This window comes from Brenneria izbisi (genome assembly GCF_025840185.1).
Classification (GTDB): domain Bacteria; phylum Pseudomonadota; class Gammaproteobacteria; order Enterobacterales; family Enterobacteriaceae; genus Brenneria; species Brenneria izbisi.
The window spans coordinates 69,958-92,084 of record NZ_JAMPJU010000014.1; the positions used below are offsets into that span (position 1 = coordinate 69,958).

Consider the following 22,127-nt stretch of genomic DNA (forward strand, 5'->3'; position numbering starts at 1 on the left):
AATCATGACCGGGAACTTTATGTCGGGTGCTGGTTCTAAGCTACAGCTTGCTCCGGTATAACTTATTATGGCTGGCAGTACTATTTACGTGTTACGTGTGGAGAACGGTTTGAGGAGATATTACCTCGGATGAGCGAGCAGCTGGCAGATCAGGTACTGGTCGAGCGAGTCCAGAAAGGCGATCAAAAATCGTTTAATTTGCTGGTCGTTCGTTACCAGCATAAGGTAGCGAGCCTGGTATCGCGTTATGTGCCTCAGGGCGATGTCCCTGACGTGGTGCAGGAGTCATTTATTAAAGCATATCGCGCACTGGATTCATTCCGGGGCGATAGTGCCTTTTATACATGGCTGTATCGTATTGCCGTGAATACAGCGAAAAACTATCTGGTCGCACAGGGACGGCGCCCGCCATCCAGCGACATTGATGCCAATGATGCTGAAAACTATGAAAATGCGGGCGCATTGAAAGAAATTTCGAACCCTGAGAACTTAATGTTGTCAGAGGAATTACGAAGCATTGTTTTTCGGACTATTGAATCTTTACCGGAAGATTTGCGCCTGGCGATTACGTTGCGTGAGTTGGATGGACTGAGCTACGAAGAGATTGCCGTCATTATGGATTGCCCCGTCGGCACTGTTCGTTCTCGTATCTTCCGGGCACGGGAAGCTATTGATAATAAAGTACAACCGCTTATTCAGCGTTAGTTCCTTTTCAGCTATTCGCATGATTAATGATGGATTTGACAAGATAAGGGCGTCGGTATGCAGAAAGAGAAGCTTTCCGCTTTAATGGATGGTGAGGCAGTCGATTCTGAACTGCTGAATGCTTTGACACGCGATGACAAGTTGCAGCAAAGTTGGCAAAGTTACCATCTGATTCGTGATACGTTGCGTGGTGATATTGATGAAAAAGTGATTCATCTCGATATCGCTTCCCGTGTTGCGGCCGCAATCGAACAGGAGCCTGTTCGTCTGGTTCATCAAGCGCAACCCGAGTCTCAACCGCATCCTTCTCGTTGGCCTCAGATGGCGTTCTGGCATAAGCTCCGCCCCTGGGCGAGTCAATTGACTCAGGTTGGCGTGGCCGCCTGCGTTTCGCTGGCGGTAATTGTCGGCGTGCAGAGTTACAATCAACCCGGTGTTGTCGAGCCGACAGGCGAATCTGCGTTGTTCCGTACACTGCCCGCGTCAGGAACCGCCTCTCCGGTTAGCCTGGGAACGCCGCCAGACAGCGTGTCCGCCCCCCATAACGGACAGCAAAAATCCGATGCGCAACGCAACCGCCTCAACGCGATTTTGCAGGACTATGAATTACAGCGTCGGCTGCATGCTGAACAGGTTCAACCGCATGATGATCAGCAAGCCGCCATTCAGGTTCCCGGCACTCAATCATTAGGAACTCAGCCTCAGTAATGAAGCGTGTTTTATTTATCGCCTGTTTGCTGATTGGCAGCCTGTTCTATTCCACCTTCGCCCCGGCACAAACTGAGTCCGGGGCGTTGTTGCAACAGATGAACAGCGCCAGTCGTTCGTTGAATTACGAGCTTTCTTTTATCAACATCACCCCGCAAGGTTTTGAGTCAGTCCGATATCGGCATGCCCTGCTGAACAACCGTTCTGTGGCGCAACTGGTATTTATGGACGGGCCGCGGCGTGAAATCATCCAGCGCGGTAATGAGATCAGCTATTTTGATTCTGGTCTTGAGCCTTTTTCTCTGACCGGCGATCACATTGTTGATTCGTTGCCCGCTTTGGTTTATACGGATTTCAAAAAGCTGGCCATGTACTACGACTTTGTCCCTGCCGATGGACGAGTGCGTATTGCCGATCGCTTAGCCGTAGGCATCCGCATTATCTCCCGGGATGCGACGCGTTATAGCTATGCCGTCTGGCTTGATGCTCATTCCAAATTACCTTTACGGGTTGATTTGCAGGATCGCAATGGGGAGCGCCTGGAGCAATTTTTAGTCACATCGCTGATTATTGATGATGAGATCGCCAATGTCTTGCGACCGTTGGATCGCATCAAGTTGCCGCCTTCCGTACCGACGCCAACATCTGAAGCCGTTAATTTCGCCTGGAATGCGGAGTGGCTGCCTGTCGGGATGAAGGAAATCTCCCATAGCCGTAAAATCGTGCCGGGAACCAATCTTCCCGTTGAGACTCGTTTATACAGCGATGGTCTGTTCAGTTTTTCGATTAATGTCAGTCCTTCGCCTGAGGTTCGTCCCGAACAGGCAATTCGTACCGGAAGACGTTCAATCCATACAGAAGTACGTAATAATTACGAAATCACCATTGTTGGCGAAATTCCTCCCGCCACGGCTAAGCGCATTGCAGATAACGTTATTCGGAAGGCGTAGTAATGATTAAAGAGTGGGCAACGGTTGTTTCATGGCGGAATGGCATCGCTGTCGTGCGTTGTGAGCAGAGTTCCGGTTGCGGAAGTTGTAAATCCCGCTCGACCTGCGGCACCGGATTGTTGAATCAACTGGGTGCTTCTGCCGATCATCTCCTGACGGTGCCTTGCGGACAACCATTGGAGGCAGGGCAGCGTATTGAACTGGGCATTGCCGAAGCCAGTCTGCTACGTTCCGCGGTGGTGGTCTACTTCTTGCCTTTGCTGGGATTGCTTCTCGGCGCGTCGCTGTTCCAGATGTTTTTCGCCAGTGATTTATCCGCCATGATCGGGGCGTTTGTCGGCGGTGGTTTGGCTTTTGTCTCGGTAAAACTTTGGGCAAAACGATTGAGTAAAAATAGTCGTTATGAACCTATTATCCTGCAAATTGCGCTACCGGGCGAACTACTGCAAATTAACCCCGTCTCTCAGTCATAGCGGGGGCGTTTATTGCGGATGACTTGGCCAGGCTACTTGATTATCTTGTACCATCTTCCGTTATGTTCACCCGTTTACTTCCCGCTTTTGTCTTGCTCTTCCGCCGTTGTGAATAAAACCGTCATAATCAACGGTAATGCACGGGACATGACTAGGTTTTCGCTCTGCTGACATGTAGAATGCTGCGATTCAGGTGGAATAACATCGCGGCTGTTTTCACCTAATGCGCATGCCCATCGGCAAGAATTTCAGGAATATCAAGGTAGAAAAATTTTTATAATGAAGCATATACGAAATTTCTCCATTATTGCCCATATCGACCACGGTAAGTCGACGTTATCCGATCGGATTATCCAGATTTGCGGTGGTTTAACCGAACGTGAAATGGCAGCGCAGGTTCTGGACTCCATGGATCTGGAACGTGAACGTGGTATTACGATCAAAGCGCAAAGCGTGACGCTGGATTATAAGGCGCAGGATGGTCAAACCTATCAGTTAAACTTCATTGATACCCCCGGACACGTTGACTTCTCCTACGAGGTTTCTCGTTCACTGGCCGCTTGCGAAGGGGCGTTGCTGGTGGTTGATGCGGGCCAGGGCGTTGAAGCGCAGACATTGGCGAACTGCTATACCGCATTGGATATGGATCTGGAAGTGGTGCCGGTGCTGAACAAAATCGACCTGCCTGCCGCTGATCCGGATCGTGTTGCCCAGGAAATCGAAGATATTGTGGGTATTGATGCGACGGATGCGGTGCGTTGCTCAGCTAAAACAGGTGTCGGGGTGCCGGATGTGCTGGAACGTCTGGTGCGTGATGTTCCACCGCCGGACGGCAGTGCGGACGCACCGTTGCAGGCGTTGATTATCGATTCCTGGTTTGATAACTACCTTGGCGTTGTTTCGTTGGTGCGCATAAAAAATGGTTCGATGCGTAAAGGCGACAAAATCAAGGTGATGAGTACCGGTCAGGTTTACAACGCCGACCGGCTGGGGATTTTTACCCCTAAGCGGATTGATCGCGAGGTGCTGAATTGCGGCGAGGTGGGCTGGCTGGTTTGCGCTATCAAAGATATTCTGGGCGCGCCGGTTGGCGATACGCTGACGCTGGCTCGTCAACCGGCGGAGAAAGCGCTGCCGGGCTTTAAGAAAGTGAAACCGCAGGTTTATGCCGGACTTTTCCCCATCAGTTCTGATGATTATGAAGCGTTTCGTGATGCGCTGGGTAAATTGAGTCTAAATGATGCATCCCTGTTTTATGAGCCGGAAAGCTCCACCGCGTTGGGTTTTGGTTTTCGCTGTGGTTTCCTTGGGTTGTTACACATGGAGATCATCCAGGAGCGTTTGGAACGGGAATATGATCTCGATCTGATCACTACCGCGCCAACAGTGGTGTATGAAGTAGAAACCACCGCTAAAGAAATTATTTATGTGGATAGTCCTTCTAAATTGCCGCCTTTGAATAATATTCAGGAACTGCGAGAGCCTATCGCCGAGTGTCATATGCTGATGCCGCAGGAATTCCTGGGTAACGTCATTACGTTGTGTATCGAGAAACGTGGTGTACAGACCAACATGGTTTACCACGGCAATCAGGTGGCGCTGACGTATGAAATTCCGATGGCGGAAGTGGTGCTTGATTTCTTTGACCGTCTTAAATCGACCTCGCGCGGCTATGCATCGCTGGATTACAGCTTTAAACGTTTCCAGGCTTCCGACATGGTGCGGGTAGACGTACTGATTAACGGCGAGCGTGTCGATGCCCTGGCGCTGATTACCCATCGGGACAATGCTCAGTATCGTGGTCGTGATCTGGTGGAAAAGATGAAAGAACTGATCCCACGCCAACAGTTTGATATCGCGATTCAGGCGGCAATCGGCAACCATATTATTGCCCGTTCCACAGTGAAGCAACTGCGCAAAAACGTACTGGCGAAGTGCTATGGTGGTGACGTGAGCCGTAAGAAGAAACTGTTGCAGAAACAGAAAGACGGTAAGAAGCGTATGAAACAAGTAGGTAATGTGGAGTTACCGCAAGAAGCGTTTCTGGCTATTTTGCACGTTGGCAAAGACAACAAATAAATCCTGAGGAGTTGGCATGGCCAATATGTTTGCCGTAATTTTGGCGCTGGTGACGCTTGTCACGGGTATTGTCTGGTGTTTGGAACGTTTTGTGTGGGCACCGGCGCGCCGGAAAAAATTTGCGGCATCGGGCGAGCAGGCGGCTTTGCCGAAATCGGTCGAGCAGCCCGGATGGATTGAAACGGTCGCATCAATATTTCCGGTGGTTGCGCTGGTGTTGGTGGTGCGTTCCTTTATTTATGAACCCTTTCAAATACCTTCGGGTTCCATGATGCCAACGTTGCTGATTGGGGATTTTATACTGGTAGAGAAATTCGCCTACGGTATAAAAGAGCCCTTTACTCAGAAAACGTTAATTGAAACCGGACATCCGTCACGTGGTGACGTGGTGGTATTTAAATATCCTTCCGATCCAAAGGTGGATTTTATCAAACGTGTCGTTGGCATACCGGGCGATCGCGTCAGTTATAACCCGATGAGCAAGCAAGTAACCATTAGTCCTGCCTGCGATGGTCAGCCGCGTTGTGATAAAGCGCTGGCTGTGGCCTATAATAATGTGCAGCCTAGCGATTTTGTTCAGACATTTAATCAGCCTGGTCTGGAATCACGTAGCGGTTTCTATCAGGTTCCGGTGAGTGAAAATAATGTTGATGGCGTTCGTATGGGCATCCGTAAAGAATCTCTGGGTAATGTGGCGCATAACATTCTGATGGTTCCCGGCGTGCAGGATCAGGTGGGCGGATATTATCAGCAGTCCCAACAGCAGCTTGCGACCTGGGTGGTGCCCGCCGGACACTATTTCATGATGGGCGATAACCGCGATAACAGTTTGGATAGCCGTTATTGGGGATTTGTCCCTGAAAGGAATCTGGTGGGTAAGGCAACCGCAATCTGGATGAGCTTTGAAAAACAGGAAGGCGAATGGCCTACCGGCGTGCGATTCAGTCGTATTGGCGGTATTCATTAATCAAAGCGATAAACACGCAGCATTATTATGTTGCTCGTTGTAGAATATTTACTGAAACACTATTTTCGAAACGTTCTTTTTTTAAAAGAATAAATGCAGGCTCCCAGTCGGGAGCTGATGCACACGAAACCGTTTTGATTGGTAATAAGCGAGTCAGGGCTGTTCCGTATGCAGCTGTTTTTGACGCATCGTTGATCTATTGGTAACACATGAATCCCATCCTGATAAATCGTTTACAAAGAAAGCTAGGTTATACTTTCCAGCAGTATGAACTTTTGTTACAGGCTCTGACGCACCGCAGTGCCAGCAGCAAGCACAACGAGCGACTCGAATTTCTGGGGGACTCGATTCTCAGCTTTGTCATCGCCAATGCGTTGTATCATCGTTTTCCCAAAGTGGATGAAGGCGACATGAGCCGGATGCGCGCTACGTTGGTGCGTGGTAATACGCTGGCGGAAATTGCGCGTGAATTTGAACTGGGCGAGTGTTTGCGTCTTGGGCCAGGAGAGTTGAAGAGCGGCGGTTTCCGTCGGGAATCCATTCTTGCTGATACGGTGGAAGCGTTGATCGGCGGTATTTTCCTCGACAGTGATATCCAGACGATCGAGCGTTTGATCCTTAACTGGTATAAAAGCCGGTTGGACGAGATCAGCCCCGGCGACAAGCAAAAAGATCCCAAAACGCGGTTGCAGGAATTTTTGCAAGGACGTCACTTACCGCTGCCAACCTATCTGGTGGTTCAGGTTCGCGGCGAGGCGCACGATCAGGAGTTTACGATCCACTGTCAGGTCAGTGGTTTTAGTGAATCGGTAATTGGCACTGGTTCGAGCCGCCGGAAGGCTGAACAGGCTGCGGCAGAACAAGCGTTGAAAAAACTGGAGCTTGAATGAGCGAAGAACAGACATACTGCGGTTTTATCGCGATTGTGGGTCGGCCTAACGTCGGTAAGTCAACCTTACTGAATCAGTTGCTGGGGCAGAAGATTTCGATTACATCGCGTAAACCCCAAACAACGCGCCACCGGATCATGGGCATTCATACGGAAGGCCCCTATCAGGCTATCTATGTGGATACCCCTGGGCTGCATATCGAAGAGAAGCGGGCGATTAACCGTCTGATGAACCGGGCGGCCAGCAGTTCCATCGGCGATGTTGAACTGATCATTTTCGTAGTGGAAGGGACGCATTGGAACGCTGACGATGAGATGGTATTGAACAAGCTGAGAGATCAGAAGCATCCTGTCGTGTTGGCAATTAATAAAGTGGACAATGTTACGGATAAAACCAAGCTGTTGCCGCATATCCAATTTATCAGCCAGCAAATGAATTTTCTGGATGTGGTGCCGATTTCCGCGGAAAAAGGAACGAATGTCGATACCATAGCCAGCATTGTGCGCAAGCACCTGGCGCCGGCTGATCACCATTTCCCGGAAGACTATATTACCGATCGTTCACAGCGCTTCATGGCGTCAGAAATTATCCGCGAAAAACTGATGCGTTTTCTGGGCGAAGAATTGCCATATTCTGTGACGGTTGAGATCGAGCGTTTTATAACCAACGAGCGCGGTGGTTATGACATTAATGGTCTGATCCTCGTTGAGCGTGAAGGCCAAAAAAAAATGGTCATCGGTAACAAGGGCGCCAAGATCAAAACGATCGGCATTGAAGCCCGCCAGGACATGGAAGAAATGTTTGAAACCAAAGTTCACCTCGAACTGTGGGTAAAAGTAAAGTCAGGTTGGGCGGATGATGAACGCGCCTTGCGAAGCCTCGGTTACAGCGAAGACATGTAAGGCCCGCGCCGATGGAAGGCTGGCAACGCGCATTTGTCTTACATGGGCGACCTTACAGCGAAACCAGTTTATTGCTGGATCTGTTTAGTGAAAGCGATGGTCGGGTGCGGGTGCTGGCAAAAGGCGCGCGGGCGCGACGTTCCAGTCTGAAAGGGTGTTTGCAGCCCTTTACACCTTTGCTGGTGCGCTGGAGCGGGAGGGGAGAGGTGAAAACGCTGCGTAATGCGGAACCGGTATCGCTGGCGCTTCCTCTTTCCGGCAGCATGCTATATAGCGGTCTGTATGTGAATGAGCTATTGGTGCGTGTGCTGGAACATGAAACCAACTATTCAGCGCTTTTTTTCGATTACCTCCATTGTTTACAACAACTTGCTTCTCAGGATGCATCCCCTGAGCCTGCATTGCGGCGTTTTGAACTGGCGCTGTTGGGGTATCTTGGTTACGGTGTGGACTTTTTACATTGTGCGGGCAGTGGTGAGTCGGTCGTTGACACCATGACATATCGGTATCGCGAAGAGAAAGGATTTATTGCCAGCTTGATTATCGATAATAACAGTTTTACCGGTTATGAGTTGCGCGCGCTGGCATCGCGGGAGTTTCCCGATACGGTGACATTACGGGCGGCAAAACGCTTTACCCGCATGGCGCTAAAGCCCTATCTTGGTGGTAAGCCACTGAAAAGTCGAGAACTATTCCGCCAGTTTGTCCCCGCATTCAACGCGCCTGAAACGCCATCTTCTGAGAAATAATACGCGTCTGCCGATATCCAGAAACCCACACATCGGTGTAAACTGCCAGATATTACGCGTTACTTTTTATAGGATTTATCATGGCTGAATTATTGCTGGGCGTTAACATTGATCATATCGCAACCCTGCGTAATGCCCGCGGAACGGCGTATCCTGACCCGATTCAGGCTGCATTTGTGGCTGAACAGGCGGGGGCCGATGGCATTACCGTACATTTGCGTGAAGATCGGCGTCATATTACCGACCGCGACGTGCGTATTTTGCGGGAAACCATTCAAACCCGTATGAATCTGGAAATGGCCGTGACGGAAGAGATGCTGGGGATTGCCTGCGAACTGAAACCCCATTTCTGTTGTCTGGTGCCGGAGAAACGCCAGGAAGTGACCACGGAAGGTGGGCTGGATGTTGCTGGTCAGCAAGAGAAAATGAATGATGCCGTCGCCCGATTGACTCAGGCTGGCATTCAGGTTTCTCTGTTCATTGATGCGGATAAACGTCAGATCGACGCGGCTGTCGTCAGTGGCGCGCCTTATATTGAAATCCACACTGGCGCGTATGCGGATGCATCCAGCGACAGCGAGCGTCAGCATGAATTTGAACGTATCCAAAATGCGGCAAGTTATGCCGCCGGAAAGGGCCTGAAAGTGAACGCCGGACACGGATTAACCTATCATAACGTCCAACCTGTCGCGGCTTTACCGGAAATACATGAATTGAATATCGGCCATGCCATTATCGGTCGCGCCGTCATGGGGGGGCTAAGCGAAGCCGTTGCGGAAATGAAACGCCTAATGAAGGATGCTCGTCGTTAATGCCGATTCTGGGACTTGGCACCGACATTGTCGAAGTTGCCCGTATTGCCGCGGTCATCGAACGCAGCGGTGAGCGTTTGGCGCGTCGCATCTTAACGGATAGGGAATGGACGCAATATCAGCAACATCAGCAACCGATTCGTTTTCTTGCCAAACGTTTTGCCGCCAAAGAAGCGGCGGCGAAAGCGTTTGGTACAGGTATTCGAGATGGGCTGGCGTTTAGTCAGTTTGAGGTATTCAACGATGAGCAGGGCAAACCCTGTTTGCGTTTTCTGGACAGAGCGGCGGAACTTGCCGAGCGCATGGGGGTGAAATATGTACACCTTACTCTGGCGGATGAGCGCCGTTATGCTTGTGCCACGGTGATCATTGAAAGCTAGCGGTCAGAGCCTGTCCGCATGGTGCATTAAGACGAACTTTTCCCACAACTGCTCGTTATCTTCTGGATGGGCAGGATCTTTGATGATCGTGTTATCAATCGGGCAGACTTTTTTACAAGTTGGTGCGTCGTAGTGTCCGACACATTCGGTGCATCGGCTGGCGTCAATTTCGTAGATATCCATACCCATCGAGATGGCCTGATTAGGGCATTCCGGCTCACACATATCGCAGTTGATACATTTATGGGTAATGAGTAATGCCATGATTGTCTTCTGTCTTGCAAACGAAACGGGGCGCAGATTATACCTGCTCCCGCGCGTTTAAACACCTGTAACGATATCCGAGGGCGTTTATTTCATATGGCGGCATCAACCACGGAATAAATCTGACCGGGTTTAACGACGCATAGCACTGTGATAAACAAATAATTGCAGAAAGCCAACATCTCTTTAACTTAAAAATGACGTGTATAAATATAGATGGTTAAGTTACAGGGTAAAATAACCATCTGTTCGTTACATTGCCACGAAATTTATCCTTTAGACTGTATCGACCAGTTATTATGGTTGCAGTGAATATAATTTAATTGCCTGATTTTTAAGGTTAATTTAATCTATTGTGCTGATTTCTCTATCTTGCGCGAGAATCAGTATGAATATAATCATTTTCACCGATAAAGTTTGTTTCAGGCGCGTCGATAACGGTATATATCCGAATGATATTATTTTTATAACTAACAAGTGTCAGTCTAATGGCGGAATTCATAGTGCAGCAGGAAGGTGATCTGGATCAGTTTGGACCATTGTTTTCCCATCAAGGAAACACTGAGCCATTAGACGCTGATTATTGGCATGAATGCCAGCGGCGGTATACTTTTCAACCAATTTACCGAACATCCGGTAAACTGATGGCTATCGAGTTGCTCACCTCCGTTTCCTCTCTTACCTTGCCGCAAAAATTTATCTCGCCTGAAAAATATTTTGCCAATATTAATGTCGATGCGCGTTTACAGATTATTGTTGAACAATTGCAACTTCTGTCTCACTGGCAATTGCGTTTTATCCGCGACGATCTGCTTGCATCCGTGAATATTGACGGCATGACGCTACTGGCTTTACAGAAAAGCCATGAAGCAAAGCGATTGATTTCCTCTATGCCGTGGATTCGTTTTGAGATGGTGGAAAATCAGGGAGGGTTGCCAAAGGAAACCCTGACTAAACTTCCTGAAGCGCAGACGCTCTGGCTGGATGATTTTGGTTGCGGGATGGCGAATTTTTCATCACTTATGCTGGTGCAATATGATTGTATCAAAGTGGCGCGCGAGTTGTTTATTCTGTTGCTGCAGAGTGGGGAAGGGCGTGAGGTTTTTCCGACGTTAATCGCGTTGCTTACCCGTTTTTGTAACTATGTGGTGATTGAAGGAATTGAAACACAAGAAGAGTGGGAGATCGTCAAAGCCTCCTATGCGGATGCGGCCCAGGGTTACTATCTTTCTCGTCCTCAACCGTTTGATAACTTCGAGGCGCTGAAATTGCAGCTTTAGGGATGAATAACGTGGTGACCATATCGTTTTGATGTAATCGAGTCCTGCCTTCCTTTTCATTTTTCTCTTGTTCTTCCGAGCCTCTTCCCTTCTATAACCCTTTCTTATTATTGAAGATCGCGTTTTGCGAAATAAGCAAGATTGCAACAAAGAAAACAGCATATATTCTTATTAATTGATTTATTTTGATGTTTTGTTTTTTATTTTTTTATATTTATGGTGTTTTATTTTGGTGTAAAACCAAATAATGAACTTTATAACTTTTTTAAGTATTCATTGGCCTTCTTATCGTTCTGAGTGTTGAAGGATTTTAAGGTTTGTTTTAAACTGCTGATTTATAATGATAAAAAATCATAGTATTCGCCGGTAACGATCGAAAATCATTTTGTGATAGATTTTATTGATTAAAAGAATGATACTTATTGGTATAATTGATTTGCTTACAAAAAATTGATGTTCAAAATATATCACCATGCATTTGGTGGCGTATTTTATTCCATTAGTGGCACTTATAACGCAAACAATTACTTAATATTCAATTAAGCTACTTTTTTATCTTGTTGTTCTTATTCGCGCACAGTCATATGCGGGGGCTTTATGCTGACGTTTCTATGTATCTAACCACTCCAGCTATATGGAGCACTTTTCTTTTCATCCTTTCTGCTCTCCGGAAATGTGCCAATCCCGTAAATCGATGGGATTGGGGTTTGTTACCGGGATTTTCCGTCATCAATGTTGCGACTTGTACGATCAGGACCGCTCGGGCCTGAGGAGAGTGCTATTGTGTATGAAATTATAATAATCATATTGTTGTTGCTGCTATTGTTTTCTTCTGTAAAGAATAGAAAAATTAAAAAAAAGTTTACTACTGAGCAGAAAAAACAAGATTTTCTAAGCATGATTTTCTTTGCGGCAGAATATAGCCCTGCTTCTATTATGATTGCGGACGAAAATTGTGAGATTATTTACGTAAATCGTCAATTTATTACCATGTCTGGTTATATGCCGGATGAAGTCATTGGTAAAAAAACAAATATATTAAAATCAGGGATGACCAACGTAAGTGTCTATGAAGATATGTGGTCGACCATAAATAAAGGTGATATCTGGAGTGGTGAATTTATTAACCGTCGCAAGGATGGTCAACTCTATTGGGAAAAAGCGAATATCGTTAAAATATATAATAAGGCGGCTAATTCAACCCAATACGTTGGCGTAAAGCTGGATATCACAGAAAGAAAGTCACAGGAACATCATGATAATTCCTATAATCGCGCACTGGAACTATTATCAAGTGGCGCGCCATTAAAAGATATTCTTGATGCGATTGTATTTAGCGTTGAAGAAAAAAATCCCGGTCGTATCGTCTGTTCAGTGTTACTGGTTGATAAAGATAAAAAATGTCTGACTTTAGGGTCGGCGCCGAGTTTGCCTGGTTTCTATAAAAATGCTATCCACAATGTGAAGATTGCTGACGGCGTTGCATCGTTCGGCACTGCGGCGTACACGGGAAAGCGAGTGATCACGGACGATATTTCTGTCCACCCGGACTGGTCTTTGCATAAAGGATTGGCATTATACGCCGGGCTGCGTTCATGCTGGTCTGAACCAATCTATGGACAAAATAAAGAAATATTGGGCGTGTTAAGTGTTTATCATCGCAAAGTATACGTTCCGACAGAAGAGGAAATTTTTTCAATAGAGAAATCAGCGCAACTGATTTCTATCGCCATTGAGCGCTATCGGGCGATTGATATGTTGCGACGAAGTGAGGAACATTATCGGCAGTTAGCGCACTATGATTCGCTGACCTCGCTGGCAAATGGTTTAACGTTTGCCGAACAGATGGAGCAGGCAATATTGTTATCCAAACAAACAGGCAGAAAAATTGCGCTGATGTTCCTCGATTTGGATAAATTCAAACAGATAAATGATTCTTTTGGTCACGCTGTCGGCGATTTGCTGTTAAAAGAGGCTGCGGCGCGAATGCGTGCTGCGGTGAGGGATTCCGATACGGTCTATCGACGCAGTGGTGACGAGTTTATTATCCTGCTACAAGGAATTAAAGAGGTTGAAAATACGTTGTATGTTGCAGATAAAATACATAACGCATTAAACGAGTCCTTCGAAATCGATGGGAAAAAGCTTGATATATCCTGTAGTATCGGTATTGCTCTCTACCCGGAACATGGTACTGATTCTCTAACCTTGGCAATTAATGCGGATTCAGCGATGTATCAGGCAAAAGCGATGGGTCGAAGCCAGACTCAAATCTATCATGACGTGAATAATCATTAATCTCCCCACCTCTTGCCCGATTGACTTGGCCCCTCCCTGGGCCTCGCCCATTGCGGGCCATTAAATCGCCTCGATTATCTTTCTCGCAATGCTTCAGCCCTTGCACGGATAATGGGTTTCAGCAGATAGCTGAGGATGGTTTTCTTGCCGGTGATGATATCGACTGATGCCACCATGCCAGGAATAATGAGTAGTGGTTTTTCCTCTGTACCCAAATAGTTTTTATCGGTGCGTAGCCGGATAATATAAAAACTGTTTCCTTCTTCATCGGTGACGGTATCTGGACTAATCTGCTCAAGCCTACCTTTAAGCCCACCGTAAACGGTGTAGTCATAAGCCGTCAGTTTAATAATCGCTTCCTGACCGGGATGTAAAAAAGCGATATCCTGCGGACGAACTCTGGCTTCAACCAGCAGTTTGTCATCCAGCGGGACAATTTCAACCAGGTCGCTCCCCGGTTGAATAACGCCGCCAATGGTGTTAACCATAATCTGCTGGATAATACCGCGCACCGGAGAAACCACCAGCGTGCGTTTTACCCGATCTTCCAGCGCTTTGCCGGTCGCGGTAAGCTTGTTCAGATTGGTTTGCGCTTCGTTCAACTGTGATAACGCATCGCTTTTATAGCGACCGCGCGCTTCCTCAATTTTGTTCTCAATTTCTTTTATTGCCGACTCCGCTCTGGGTATCGACAGGATAACGGAGTCGAGTTGGCCTTTGATTTCCACCTCGGCCCGTCGTAAACGCAACACTTCTACTTTAGAAATCGCGCCTGCGGCGATGAGCGGCTCCGACATTCTGATTTCCTGCTGTAACAAATTCAGGCTATTGCGAAACTGGATCTGCTTGGCAGAAAAGTCCCGTAATTCCTGACGGCGTTGCACCAACTGTTCTTCGAGGCCGGATATTTCATTATGAAATTGCTGGCGTCGGCTGTTATAAAGCTCACGCTCGCCGTTAGCCACTTCCGGCGTTTGCGCGGAGGCCTCTTCTGATAAAACCAATTCACGGTCGTTGATTTCGGCGTTCAGACGTTCGATTCTTAAAGTCAGCGCCAGGCGGTCGGCCTCCGTCTCCCCAACATTAGAGGCAAACCGGGTATCGTCCAGACGTAATAGCGGATCGCCGGCGTTAACGATCTGTCCCTCGTGAATAAAGACCTCTGTGACAATACCGCCTTCCAGATTCTGGATTTTTTGCAGTCTTGATGAGGGGATCGCTTTCCCGCTGCCGCGAGTTACTTCATCAATGTCGGCGAACGCTGCCCACAGGATGAAAAACAGGAAAAAAGCCCCAATAGTCCAGAGCGTAAAACGGACGACTCTGGGTGAGTCTTCGATAATCGCCCGGTTGACTTCCGGCATGGTCTGAAGATTATCCTGGTCATCATCCCCGATAAAGTAGCGTTTGATGCGCTGAATATAGTTAGCGAGACGCATTGATTTGTCCCTTCTTCAAGGCGTCCATCACGATGGCTTTTGGACCATCGGCAATAATGCGGCCTTTATCAAAAATAACCAGACGATCGACCAACGTCAGCATGGATGCCCGATGCGTCACCAGTAATAGGGTTTTATTGACCAGCACGGGCGCCAATGTCTGCTTCAATCGATCTTCACTGGTGTTATCCATCGAACTAGTGGGTTCATCCAAAACCAGAATCGGGGGATCGAGCAATAATGCTCTGGCCAGGGCGACCGCCTGACGTTGACCGCCGGAGAGTTGCTGACCACGTTCACCAACCTGAAGGTTATAGCCATCGGGATGCAGGCGGGCGAATTCATTCACCCCGGCAATTTCTGCCGCCAGCAGCATCGCTTCATCTTCGATATAACGCGCGCCACTAATCAGATTATCGCGCAGCGTGCCGCTAAACAGTTGAATATCCTGCGGCACATAACCGATGCTGTGTCTTAAATCGCTGACATCCAACTGGCGTGCATCCACGCCATCAATCAGCAGATTGCCGGTCGTTGGTTGATAAAGATTGACGATCAGTTTTTGCAGAGAACTTTTACCGGAACCGCTTCGTCCGATAATGCCTACTTTTTCACCGGGGGCGATGCTCAGATTGACGCCTTGCAAGGAACTGTTTTTCTGTTCTGGATAATTGAATGTGACATCGCGAAACTCAATGGCGCCGCGAATACTCTCCCGTTTGAGCGGACGTTCATTATCGCTGCGCTCCTGCGGCAATTGCATCATTTGTTCTGTGGTGGTCATCGTCAAGGATGCCTGCTGGTAACGGGTCACCAATCCAGACAGTTGGCCCAGCGGCATCAACGCTCTGCCATTCAGCATGTAGCAGGCAATCAATCCGCCCATGCTGAGATTGCCGTTAATCAGCAGGTAAACGCCAGCGACGATCATGGCGACGCCAGCGAACTGCTGGAACCAAAGCGTCAGGTTAACCGCTAATGATGATAATGCTTTCGCCCGCAGTTCAAGTTTGCTGAGGCTGCCAATGGTTTGTTCCCATTGATATTGCCGTTCGCTTTCCGCATTATTGACTTTTATGGCATCCAGACCACTTAACGTTTCAATCAAGGTTGCCTGCCGTTCACTGGCAAGATGCATGGTTTTCTCAATGGTGGAAGAAAGCGGTTTTTGCAAGGCCCAACTGGTGAGTAAAGCGATAGGATAGGCGAGGATCGATATCCAGACCAGCGGCCCGCCGATGAACCCGATTACCAGCAACAGCAGCAGGGTAAACGGGAAATCAATCAGCGTTGTCAGCGTCAATGAAGAAAGAAAATCCCTGAGCGACTGAAACTCATGAATGTTTTGCGCAAAGCTGCCGACGCGCGCTGGTCTGGCCTTCATCGACATGCCGGTGATGCGTTCGAACAAGGTGGCGGAAATGATCAGGTCGGTTTTTTTCCCAGCCATATCCAGGCAAATTCCCCGCAGGGTTTTCAATAATAGATCGAAGAAAAACGCGCCGGTAATACCGATCGCTAACACCCATAGGGTTGCGGTTGCCTGATTGGGAACCACTCTGTCATAAACGTTCATGACGAATAATGGCGTGGCCAGCGCGATGATATTGATCAGCAGGCTGGCGAGCACGGCATCCATATACAGGAAACGCGAAAGCTTAAGCGTATCCTTGAACCAGGTTTTGGTTCGGGGGATCAATGAATCATGTTGAATATCAAATTGGTGGCGAGGTTGAGCGAACATCACCAGGCCAAGATAGTTCTGCTGTAATGTATTGTGATCGACCGAAATTTCCCCGCCTTCGGTTTCACTGGGCAGAATTCGGGCGCTGCCATCGGCATTCCAGCCCAACAAAATGGCGGCTCTTCCTTCACGCAATAACAACATACTCGGCAAAGACATGACTGGAATTTGTTTCAGCGATCGTTTAAGCACTCTGCCTTGTAAACCGGCGCGGGCAGCCGCACGGGGGAGTAATTTGACGGATAAACGCTGATTGGCGAGGGGAAGACCTGCGGTCAATGTGGTGCGGCTGGCGGGTTTTCCCTGTAAAGCGCAAAGGATCAGCAGGCCATCCAATAATGGATCATCATGACGGCTGCGCGGATCGCTATGTTCATGGACCAGCGGTTTGTCAGGTGGCGTGTGACTTTCGTCTTGGGTGGAATGTAACTTCATTTAACGGCACTTTCCCTTACGCTAGGCAATCTCTGCAACCGACGATATGTAAACTAATGCTTCCCGGCAAAACCGGGGTTCATGACTCAATGACGCCGCACTATTCACGTTTTTTATTAAACTAATGACAATCAGGGATAAGCGTTTGACGCAAGGTTGTCATTCGCTGTTTTATTGACGATATCCATGACGTTGACGAATAATAAAGTTTCTTCACCCGTATCGGGATATACATAATATTAATTTAGACTGGGCAACTCTGCACGGGTCGTCACGTTGGTCAGGCTTTTACCCGCCGCAGGCGCGGGAATGGATAAACTGTTCAACAGGTCTCCCATGCGCGACTTTATTCGGTACTCGGTAAAGAGCGAGGTAAAACGAACCTCCACCAGGCGCCGTTGCGCGGTGAATAATTCATTTTCACTATCCAGCAAATCCAGCAGCGTTCTTTCGCCCAGGCTAAATTGTTTCTGATAGGCAGTGCGTACTTTCATACTGCGATCGGCATATTCCGCCGCGATGGGCAACTGCTGGCGTGAATTATTCAGCGCGGACCAGGCAAGCCGCAGTTCTTCGTCAAGCATGCGCAGGGAGTTATTTCTGATATCCTGCGCTTCTTTGATCTGGTAGGCCTTTGATTCCATATTGGCTTTGCCCGCTCCGCCTTCATACAAGTTGTAACGCATTCTCAGCATCGCCTGCCATTCGCTGTTGTGACCGCGTGAACCATCGATGTTATTGTCCATACTGCGCGCCAGTTCCACCGTAACTCGCGGGTAAAATGTCGATTTGGACGCTTCATATTGCTTTTCGGTTGCTTCAACATCCGATTGCGCAGATTTCAACACCGGGCTGTTTGTCAGCATAATGCGCCGCGCTTCTTCCAGAGACGCCGGCATTGAGAGGGTGGCGCTGTCCGGCAGCACCAGATTGTCGGGTTCTTTGCCCACCACGCTCAGATAATTGGTTATGGCATCATCAAGGTTGGTTTTTTCCGTCAAAACGTTGTTCCGGGCCTGGGCGAGACGCGCTTCTGCCTGCTCCATATCGGCCAGACGGCCTACGCCTTGTTCGCTGCGCAACCTGATTTGATCGTAGATTCGTTCATGGCTGGCGAGATTTTCTTCTGCGAGCCGGACAAATTCCCTGCGCTGCAAAACGGCGAGATAAACTTGTACCGCGTCTAATGCGGTGGTTTCACTGGTGTTTAGTACGTTGTAGGCGCGGGAATTGACGGTGGCGCGTTGCCGGGCAACCTCGCTGGATGTCGCAAAACCATCAAATACCATTTGATTCAGGTTGACGCTGGATTCACTGCGCGTCAGTTCAACTTTGTGATTACCGCTGGATCTCGTCGAATTACTGTCGGTTTCCTCGCGTCCGGTCCCCGCATTTAATGTTACAGAAGGCAGATAAGCTCCCTTGGCGGCACTCAGATCATGTTCGGCTGAAAAACGACTATTCATTGATGCGCTGACTTCAGGGTGGGTATTAAGTGTATGTTTAATCGCTTCCTGAATAGTGTCGGCGCTGACCGTATTAGTAAAAGCAGCAATAAGCGGCATTAAGGCCACGCCATATTTACGTTTGATCATGCTGATTTCCTTCGAAAATGCTGATTTTGTGATTATTCCTATTAATTATTCAAATAATTATATTAATGGTTCTATTAATATTTATAAAAAAATGATTTTAAATCAATGTGTTGAATGATAAATGAAAGCATTTTGATGAATCTGGAATTATTATTTACACTTACTAAGTAAACTTCTGGAAAGAATATTCCGAATTTTTTATTATATCAGTCATCTAGTCAAGTGCCTGGCACAGAAGAAAGTCAAATTATAGCGGTGTCTCAATAATTTAGTCAGGATGACACACAGCAATTCAATTCATCTGCAATGATGTCGAAATATAATTATTAAGATTCATATGCACCATAAATAACTATAGATATCAAGGAGAAGCTATTGTGAATAGCGTAATCGGTATCATCAAATTCGTTATCGGTCAGGTTTTCGTTGTCGCTTTAGATGGGAGTCAGCGGTTATTGACCGCGGGCGATCGTATCTATAGTGGTGAAGAAATTGTGACCGGTGACAATGGTGCGGTTTCTATAACATTGCCAGATGGACGTACTCTGGATTTAGGCCGAAATAGCCGCTGGAGTGATGTCGCGGATGCGACACAGCAGAAAACAGAAGACGCAGAGGATGATGTTGCCGCGTTGCAGGCCGCTATCGAACAGGGCGCAGACCCGACGCAAGTGCTTGAAGCCACCGCAGCAGGCAATGATAGCACTGGTGAGGCCGGCGACGGCGGCGGTAGTCACACAACCGTGGTGCTTGACCTGACCGGACAGGTTATTGATGTGACGGCGGGTTACACGACGGCGGAGAGTGATTTCGTGACCGACGGCGTAGAAGGGATTGATGACGCCGACACCCAATCATTAGCGGGGGCGCAACTTTCTGAGGAAGGTACGGGTAATGAAAATACGGGAAATCGTGATGTAATCACGCTGAGTTCGAACAGTCAGGTGACTGAAGGCAGCGCCTTTACCGTCACCGCCACCGTGGGTTCACCGGTCACCGGCAGTCCGCTGGTGATCACGCTGAGCAACGATCAGACCATCACCATTCCGGTGGGCGAAAGCAGCGGTACGGTACAGATCGCGACTCGCGGTGACGATGGTTATCAGCAGGGTGAGGAACCCATCACGGTCGGTATCAAAGATGCCGCTGGCGGCAACTATGAAGCGCTGGATACCAGCAGTACAACCACCACCACGGTAGTGGATAACAGCGATACCACCGCCATCACCCTGAGCTCGGATAATCAGGTGACCGAAGGCAGCGCCTTTACTGTCACCGCCACCGTGGGCGCGCCGGTCACCGGCAGTCCGCTGGTGATCACGCTGAGCAACGATCAGACCATCACCATCCCGGTGGGCGAAAGCAGCGGTACGGTACAGATCGCGACACGCGGCGATGATGGCTATCAGCAGGGTGAGGAAGCGCTGACCCTCGGTATCAAAGACACCGCTGGCGGCAACTATGAAGCGCTGGATACGACCAGTACAACCACCACCACGGTAGTGGATAACAGCGATACCACCGCCATCACCCTGAGCGCGGATAATCAGGTGACCGAAGGCAGCGTCTTTACCGTCACCGCCACCGTGGGCGCGCCGGTCACCGGCAGTCCGCTGGTGATCACGCTGAGCAACGATCAGACCATCACCATTCCGGTGGGCGAAAGCAGCGGCACGGTACAGATCGCGACACGCGGTGACGATGGCTATCAGCAGGGCGATGAAGCGCTGACCATCGGTATCAAAGACACCGTTGGCGGTAATTTTGAAGCGCTGGATACCAGCAGCACAACCACCACTACCGTGGTCGATAACAGCGATACCACCACCTTGACGCTGGGCGATATCACCGTGGCGGAAGGCAGCGGCACCGCCACCATTGGCGCGACATTAAGCCAGCCGACCGATCGTGAATTTACCGTGACGCTCAGCAATGGCGCGACCATCACCTTTGCCGCCAACAGCGCGGTTGGCACCTCAACGGCGTTTGCGGTGCAGGGCGATGATGCCTATCAGGACGGTGAAAGCTATACGGTGAGTGTCGTCAATGCCGGTGAACATAACTTTGAACAACTGGATGTCAGCGATACTGCAACCGTCACCGTGACGGATACGGTCGATACCACCGCCATCACCCTGAGCGCGGATAATCAGGTGACCGAAGGCAGCGCCTTTACCGTCACCGCCACCGTGGGCGCGCCGGTCACCGGCAGCCCGCTGGTCATTACGCTAAGCAACGATCAGACCATCACCATTCCGGTGGGTGAAAGCAGCGGCACGGTACAGATTGCGACACGCGGTGACGATGGTTATCAGCAGGGCGATGAACCCATCACGGTCGGCATTAAAGACACCGCTGGCGGCAACTATGAAGCGCTGGATACGACCAGTACAACCACCACCACGGTAGTGGATAATAGCGATACCACCACCTTGACGCTGGGCGATATCACTGTGGCGGAAGGCAGCGGCACCGCCACCATCGGCGCGACATTAAGCCAGCCGACTGACCGTGAATTTACCGTGACGCTCAGCAATGGCGCGACCATCACCTTTGCCGCCAACAGCGCGGTTGGCACCTCAACGGCGTTTTCGGTGCAGGGCGATGATGCCTATCAGGACGGTGAAAGCTATACGGTGAGCGTCGTCAATGCCGGTGAACATAACTTTGAACAACTGGACAGCAGCGACACCGCGATTGTCACCGTGACGGATACGGTCGATACCACCGCCATCACCCTGAGCGCGGATAATCAGGTCACCGAAGGCAGCGCCTTTACCGTCACCGCCACCGTGGGCGCGCCGGTCACCGGCAGCCCGCTGGTGATCACGCTGAGCAACGATCAGACCATCACCATTCCGGTGGGCGAAAGTACCGGCACGGTACAGATTGCGACACGCGGTGACGATGGCTATCAGCAGGGCGATGAACCCATCACGGTCGGCATTAAAGACGCCGCTGGCGGCAACTATGAAGCGCTGGATACGACCAGTACAACCACCACCACGGTAGTGGATAACAGCGATACCACCGCCATCACCCTGAGCGCGGATAATCAGGTGACCGAAGGCAGCGCCTTTACCGTCACCGCCACCGTGGGTTCACCGGTCACCGGCAGTCCGCTGGTGATCACGCTAAGCAACGATCAGACCATCACCATTCCGGTGGGCGAAAGTACCGGCACGGTACAGATCGCGACACGCGGTGACGATGGCTATCAGCAGGGTGAGGAAGCGCTGACCCTCGGTATCAAAGACGCTGCTGGCGGCAACTATGAAGCGCTGGATACCAGCAGTACAACCACCACCACGGTAGTGGATAACAGCGACGCCACCACCTTGACGCTGGGTGATATCACGGTGGCGGAAGGCAGCGGCACCGCCACCATTGGCGCGACATTAAGCCAGCCGACCGATCGTGAGTTTACCGTGACGCTCAGCAATGGCGCGACCATCAC

The 22,127-nt window shown here is 49.4% G+C and carries 18 protein-coding genes; 14 read left to right on the forward strand and 4 right to left on the reverse strand.

Annotation, left to right across the window (positions count from 1 at the left end; genetic code table 11):
* Positions 1-129 precede the first annotated feature (129 nt).
* The 11 genes from rpoE (at position 130) to acpS (ending at position 9,615) form a co-directional block, all read left to right on the forward strand.
* Positions 130-705 carry an RNA polymerase sigma factor RpoE gene (rpoE, locus tag NC856_RS15510; protein ID WP_113865945.1) on the forward strand — a complete coding sequence of 192 codons (576 nt, stop codon included), beginning with the start codon at positions 130-132 and terminating at the stop codon, positions 703-705.
* A gap of 57 nt (positions 706-762) precedes the next feature.
* Positions 763-1,413 (forward strand): anti-sigma-E factor RseA, encoded by a 651-nt coding sequence (gene rseA / locus NC856_RS15515; RefSeq protein WP_264091344.1) that lies wholly within the window; start codon positions 763-765, stop codon positions 1,411-1,413.
* Positions 1,413-2,363: a sigma-E factor regulatory protein RseB gene (gene rseB, locus NC856_RS15520; protein ID WP_264091345.1), complete on the forward strand. Its 951-nt coding sequence runs from the start codon at positions 1,413-1,415 to the stop codon at positions 2,361-2,363. Before rseA ends, rseB begins: the two co-directional genes overlap by 1 nt.
* Positions 2,364-2,365: 2 nt before the next feature.
* Positions 2,366-2,836, forward strand: coding sequence for a SoxR-reducing system protein RseC (gene rseC / locus NC856_RS15525; protein WP_264091346.1), 471 nt, complete (start codon positions 2,366-2,368; stop codon positions 2,834-2,836).
* Positions 2,837-3,115: 279 nt separating this feature from the next.
* Entirely contained in the window at positions 3,116-4,915 is a 1,800-nt protein-coding gene (gene lepA, locus NC856_RS15530; RefSeq protein WP_264091347.1) for a translation elongation factor 4, read from the forward strand.
* Positions 4,916-4,931: 16 nt separating this feature from the next.
* A complete protein-coding gene (gene lepB / locus NC856_RS15535) occupies positions 4,932-5,882 on the forward strand; it encodes a signal peptidase I (protein ID WP_264091348.1) in 951 nt (316 codons plus the stop codon).
* A 209-nt stretch (positions 5,883-6,091) separates the two neighbouring features.
* Positions 6,092-6,772, forward strand: coding sequence for a ribonuclease III (gene rnc / locus NC856_RS15540; protein ID WP_113865957.1), 681 nt, complete (start codon positions 6,092-6,094; stop codon positions 6,770-6,772).
* Complete coding sequence (era, locus tag NC856_RS15545) at positions 6,769-7,674, forward strand: GTPase Era (RefSeq protein ID WP_264091349.1); 906 nt, start codon at positions 6,769-6,771, stop codon at positions 7,672-7,674. Before rnc ends, era begins: the two co-directional genes overlap by 4 nt.
* An 11-nt stretch (positions 7,675-7,685) precedes the next feature.
* On the forward strand, positions 7,686-8,423 hold the full coding sequence (gene recO, locus NC856_RS15550) for a DNA repair protein RecO (RefSeq protein WP_264091350.1): 738 nt from the start codon (positions 7,686-7,688) through the stop codon (positions 8,421-8,423).
* Between the two features lie 80 nt (positions 8,424-8,503).
* Positions 8,504-9,235 (forward strand): pyridoxine 5'-phosphate synthase, encoded by a 732-nt coding sequence (gene pdxJ / locus NC856_RS15555; protein WP_264091351.1) that lies wholly within the window; start codon positions 8,504-8,506, stop codon positions 9,233-9,235.
* A complete protein-coding gene (gene acpS, locus NC856_RS15560; RefSeq protein WP_264091352.1) occupies positions 9,235-9,615 on the forward strand; it encodes a holo-ACP synthase in 381 nt (126 codons plus the stop codon). Before pdxJ ends, acpS begins: the two co-directional genes overlap by 1 nt.
* 3 nt (positions 9,616-9,618) lie before the next feature.
* Here acpS and NC856_RS15565 read toward each other — a convergent pair whose 3' ends face one another.
* Positions 9,619-9,879 (reverse strand): YfhL family 4Fe-4S dicluster ferredoxin, encoded by a 261-nt coding sequence (locus tag NC856_RS15565; protein WP_264091353.1) that lies wholly within the window; start codon positions 9,877-9,879, stop codon positions 9,619-9,621.
* 488 nt (positions 9,880-10,367) lie between these two features.
* On the opposite strand from NC856_RS15565, the gene pdeH reads away from it, so the two are divergent.
* Together pdeH and NC856_RS15575 are read left to right on the forward strand one after the other, a co-directional pair.
* The gene (gene pdeH / locus NC856_RS15570; protein WP_264091354.1) at positions 10,368-11,159 is read left to right on the forward strand and encodes a cyclic-guanylate-specific phosphodiesterase; all 792 of its coding nucleotides are present in this window, start codon (positions 10,368-10,370) and stop codon (positions 11,157-11,159) included.
* A gap of 783 nt (positions 11,160-11,942) precedes the next feature.
* Positions 11,943-13,457: a sensor domain-containing protein gene (locus tag NC856_RS15575; RefSeq protein ID WP_264091355.1), complete on the forward strand. Its 1,515-nt coding sequence runs from the start codon at positions 11,943-11,945 to the stop codon at positions 13,455-13,457.
* Between the two features lie 74 nt (positions 13,458-13,531).
* Here NC856_RS15575 and NC856_RS15580 read toward each other — a convergent pair whose 3' ends face one another.
* From NC856_RS15580 to NC856_RS15590, 3 genes are all read right to left on the reverse strand, one after another.
* Complete coding sequence (locus tag NC856_RS15580) at positions 13,532-14,896, reverse strand: HlyD family type I secretion periplasmic adaptor subunit (protein ID WP_264091356.1); 1,365 nt, start codon at positions 14,894-14,896, stop codon at positions 13,532-13,534.
* Positions 14,883-17,075, reverse strand: coding sequence for a type I secretion system permease/ATPase (locus NC856_RS15585; RefSeq protein WP_264091357.1), 2,193 nt, complete (start codon positions 17,073-17,075; stop codon positions 14,883-14,885). Before NC856_RS15585 ends, NC856_RS15580 begins: the two co-directional genes overlap by 14 nt.
* 239 nt (positions 17,076-17,314) lie before the next feature.
* Positions 17,315-18,670 carry a TolC family outer membrane protein gene (locus tag NC856_RS15590; RefSeq protein ID WP_404802338.1) on the reverse strand — a complete coding sequence of 452 codons (1,356 nt, stop codon included), beginning with the start codon at positions 18,668-18,670 and terminating at the stop codon, positions 17,315-17,317.
* A 377-nt stretch (positions 18,671-19,047) separates the two neighbouring features.
* On the opposite strand from NC856_RS15590, the gene NC856_RS15595 reads away from it, so the two are divergent.
* On the forward strand, positions 19,048-22,127 hold a 3,080-nt coding region (locus NC856_RS15595; protein WP_264091358.1), incomplete at its 3' end, for a retention module-containing protein.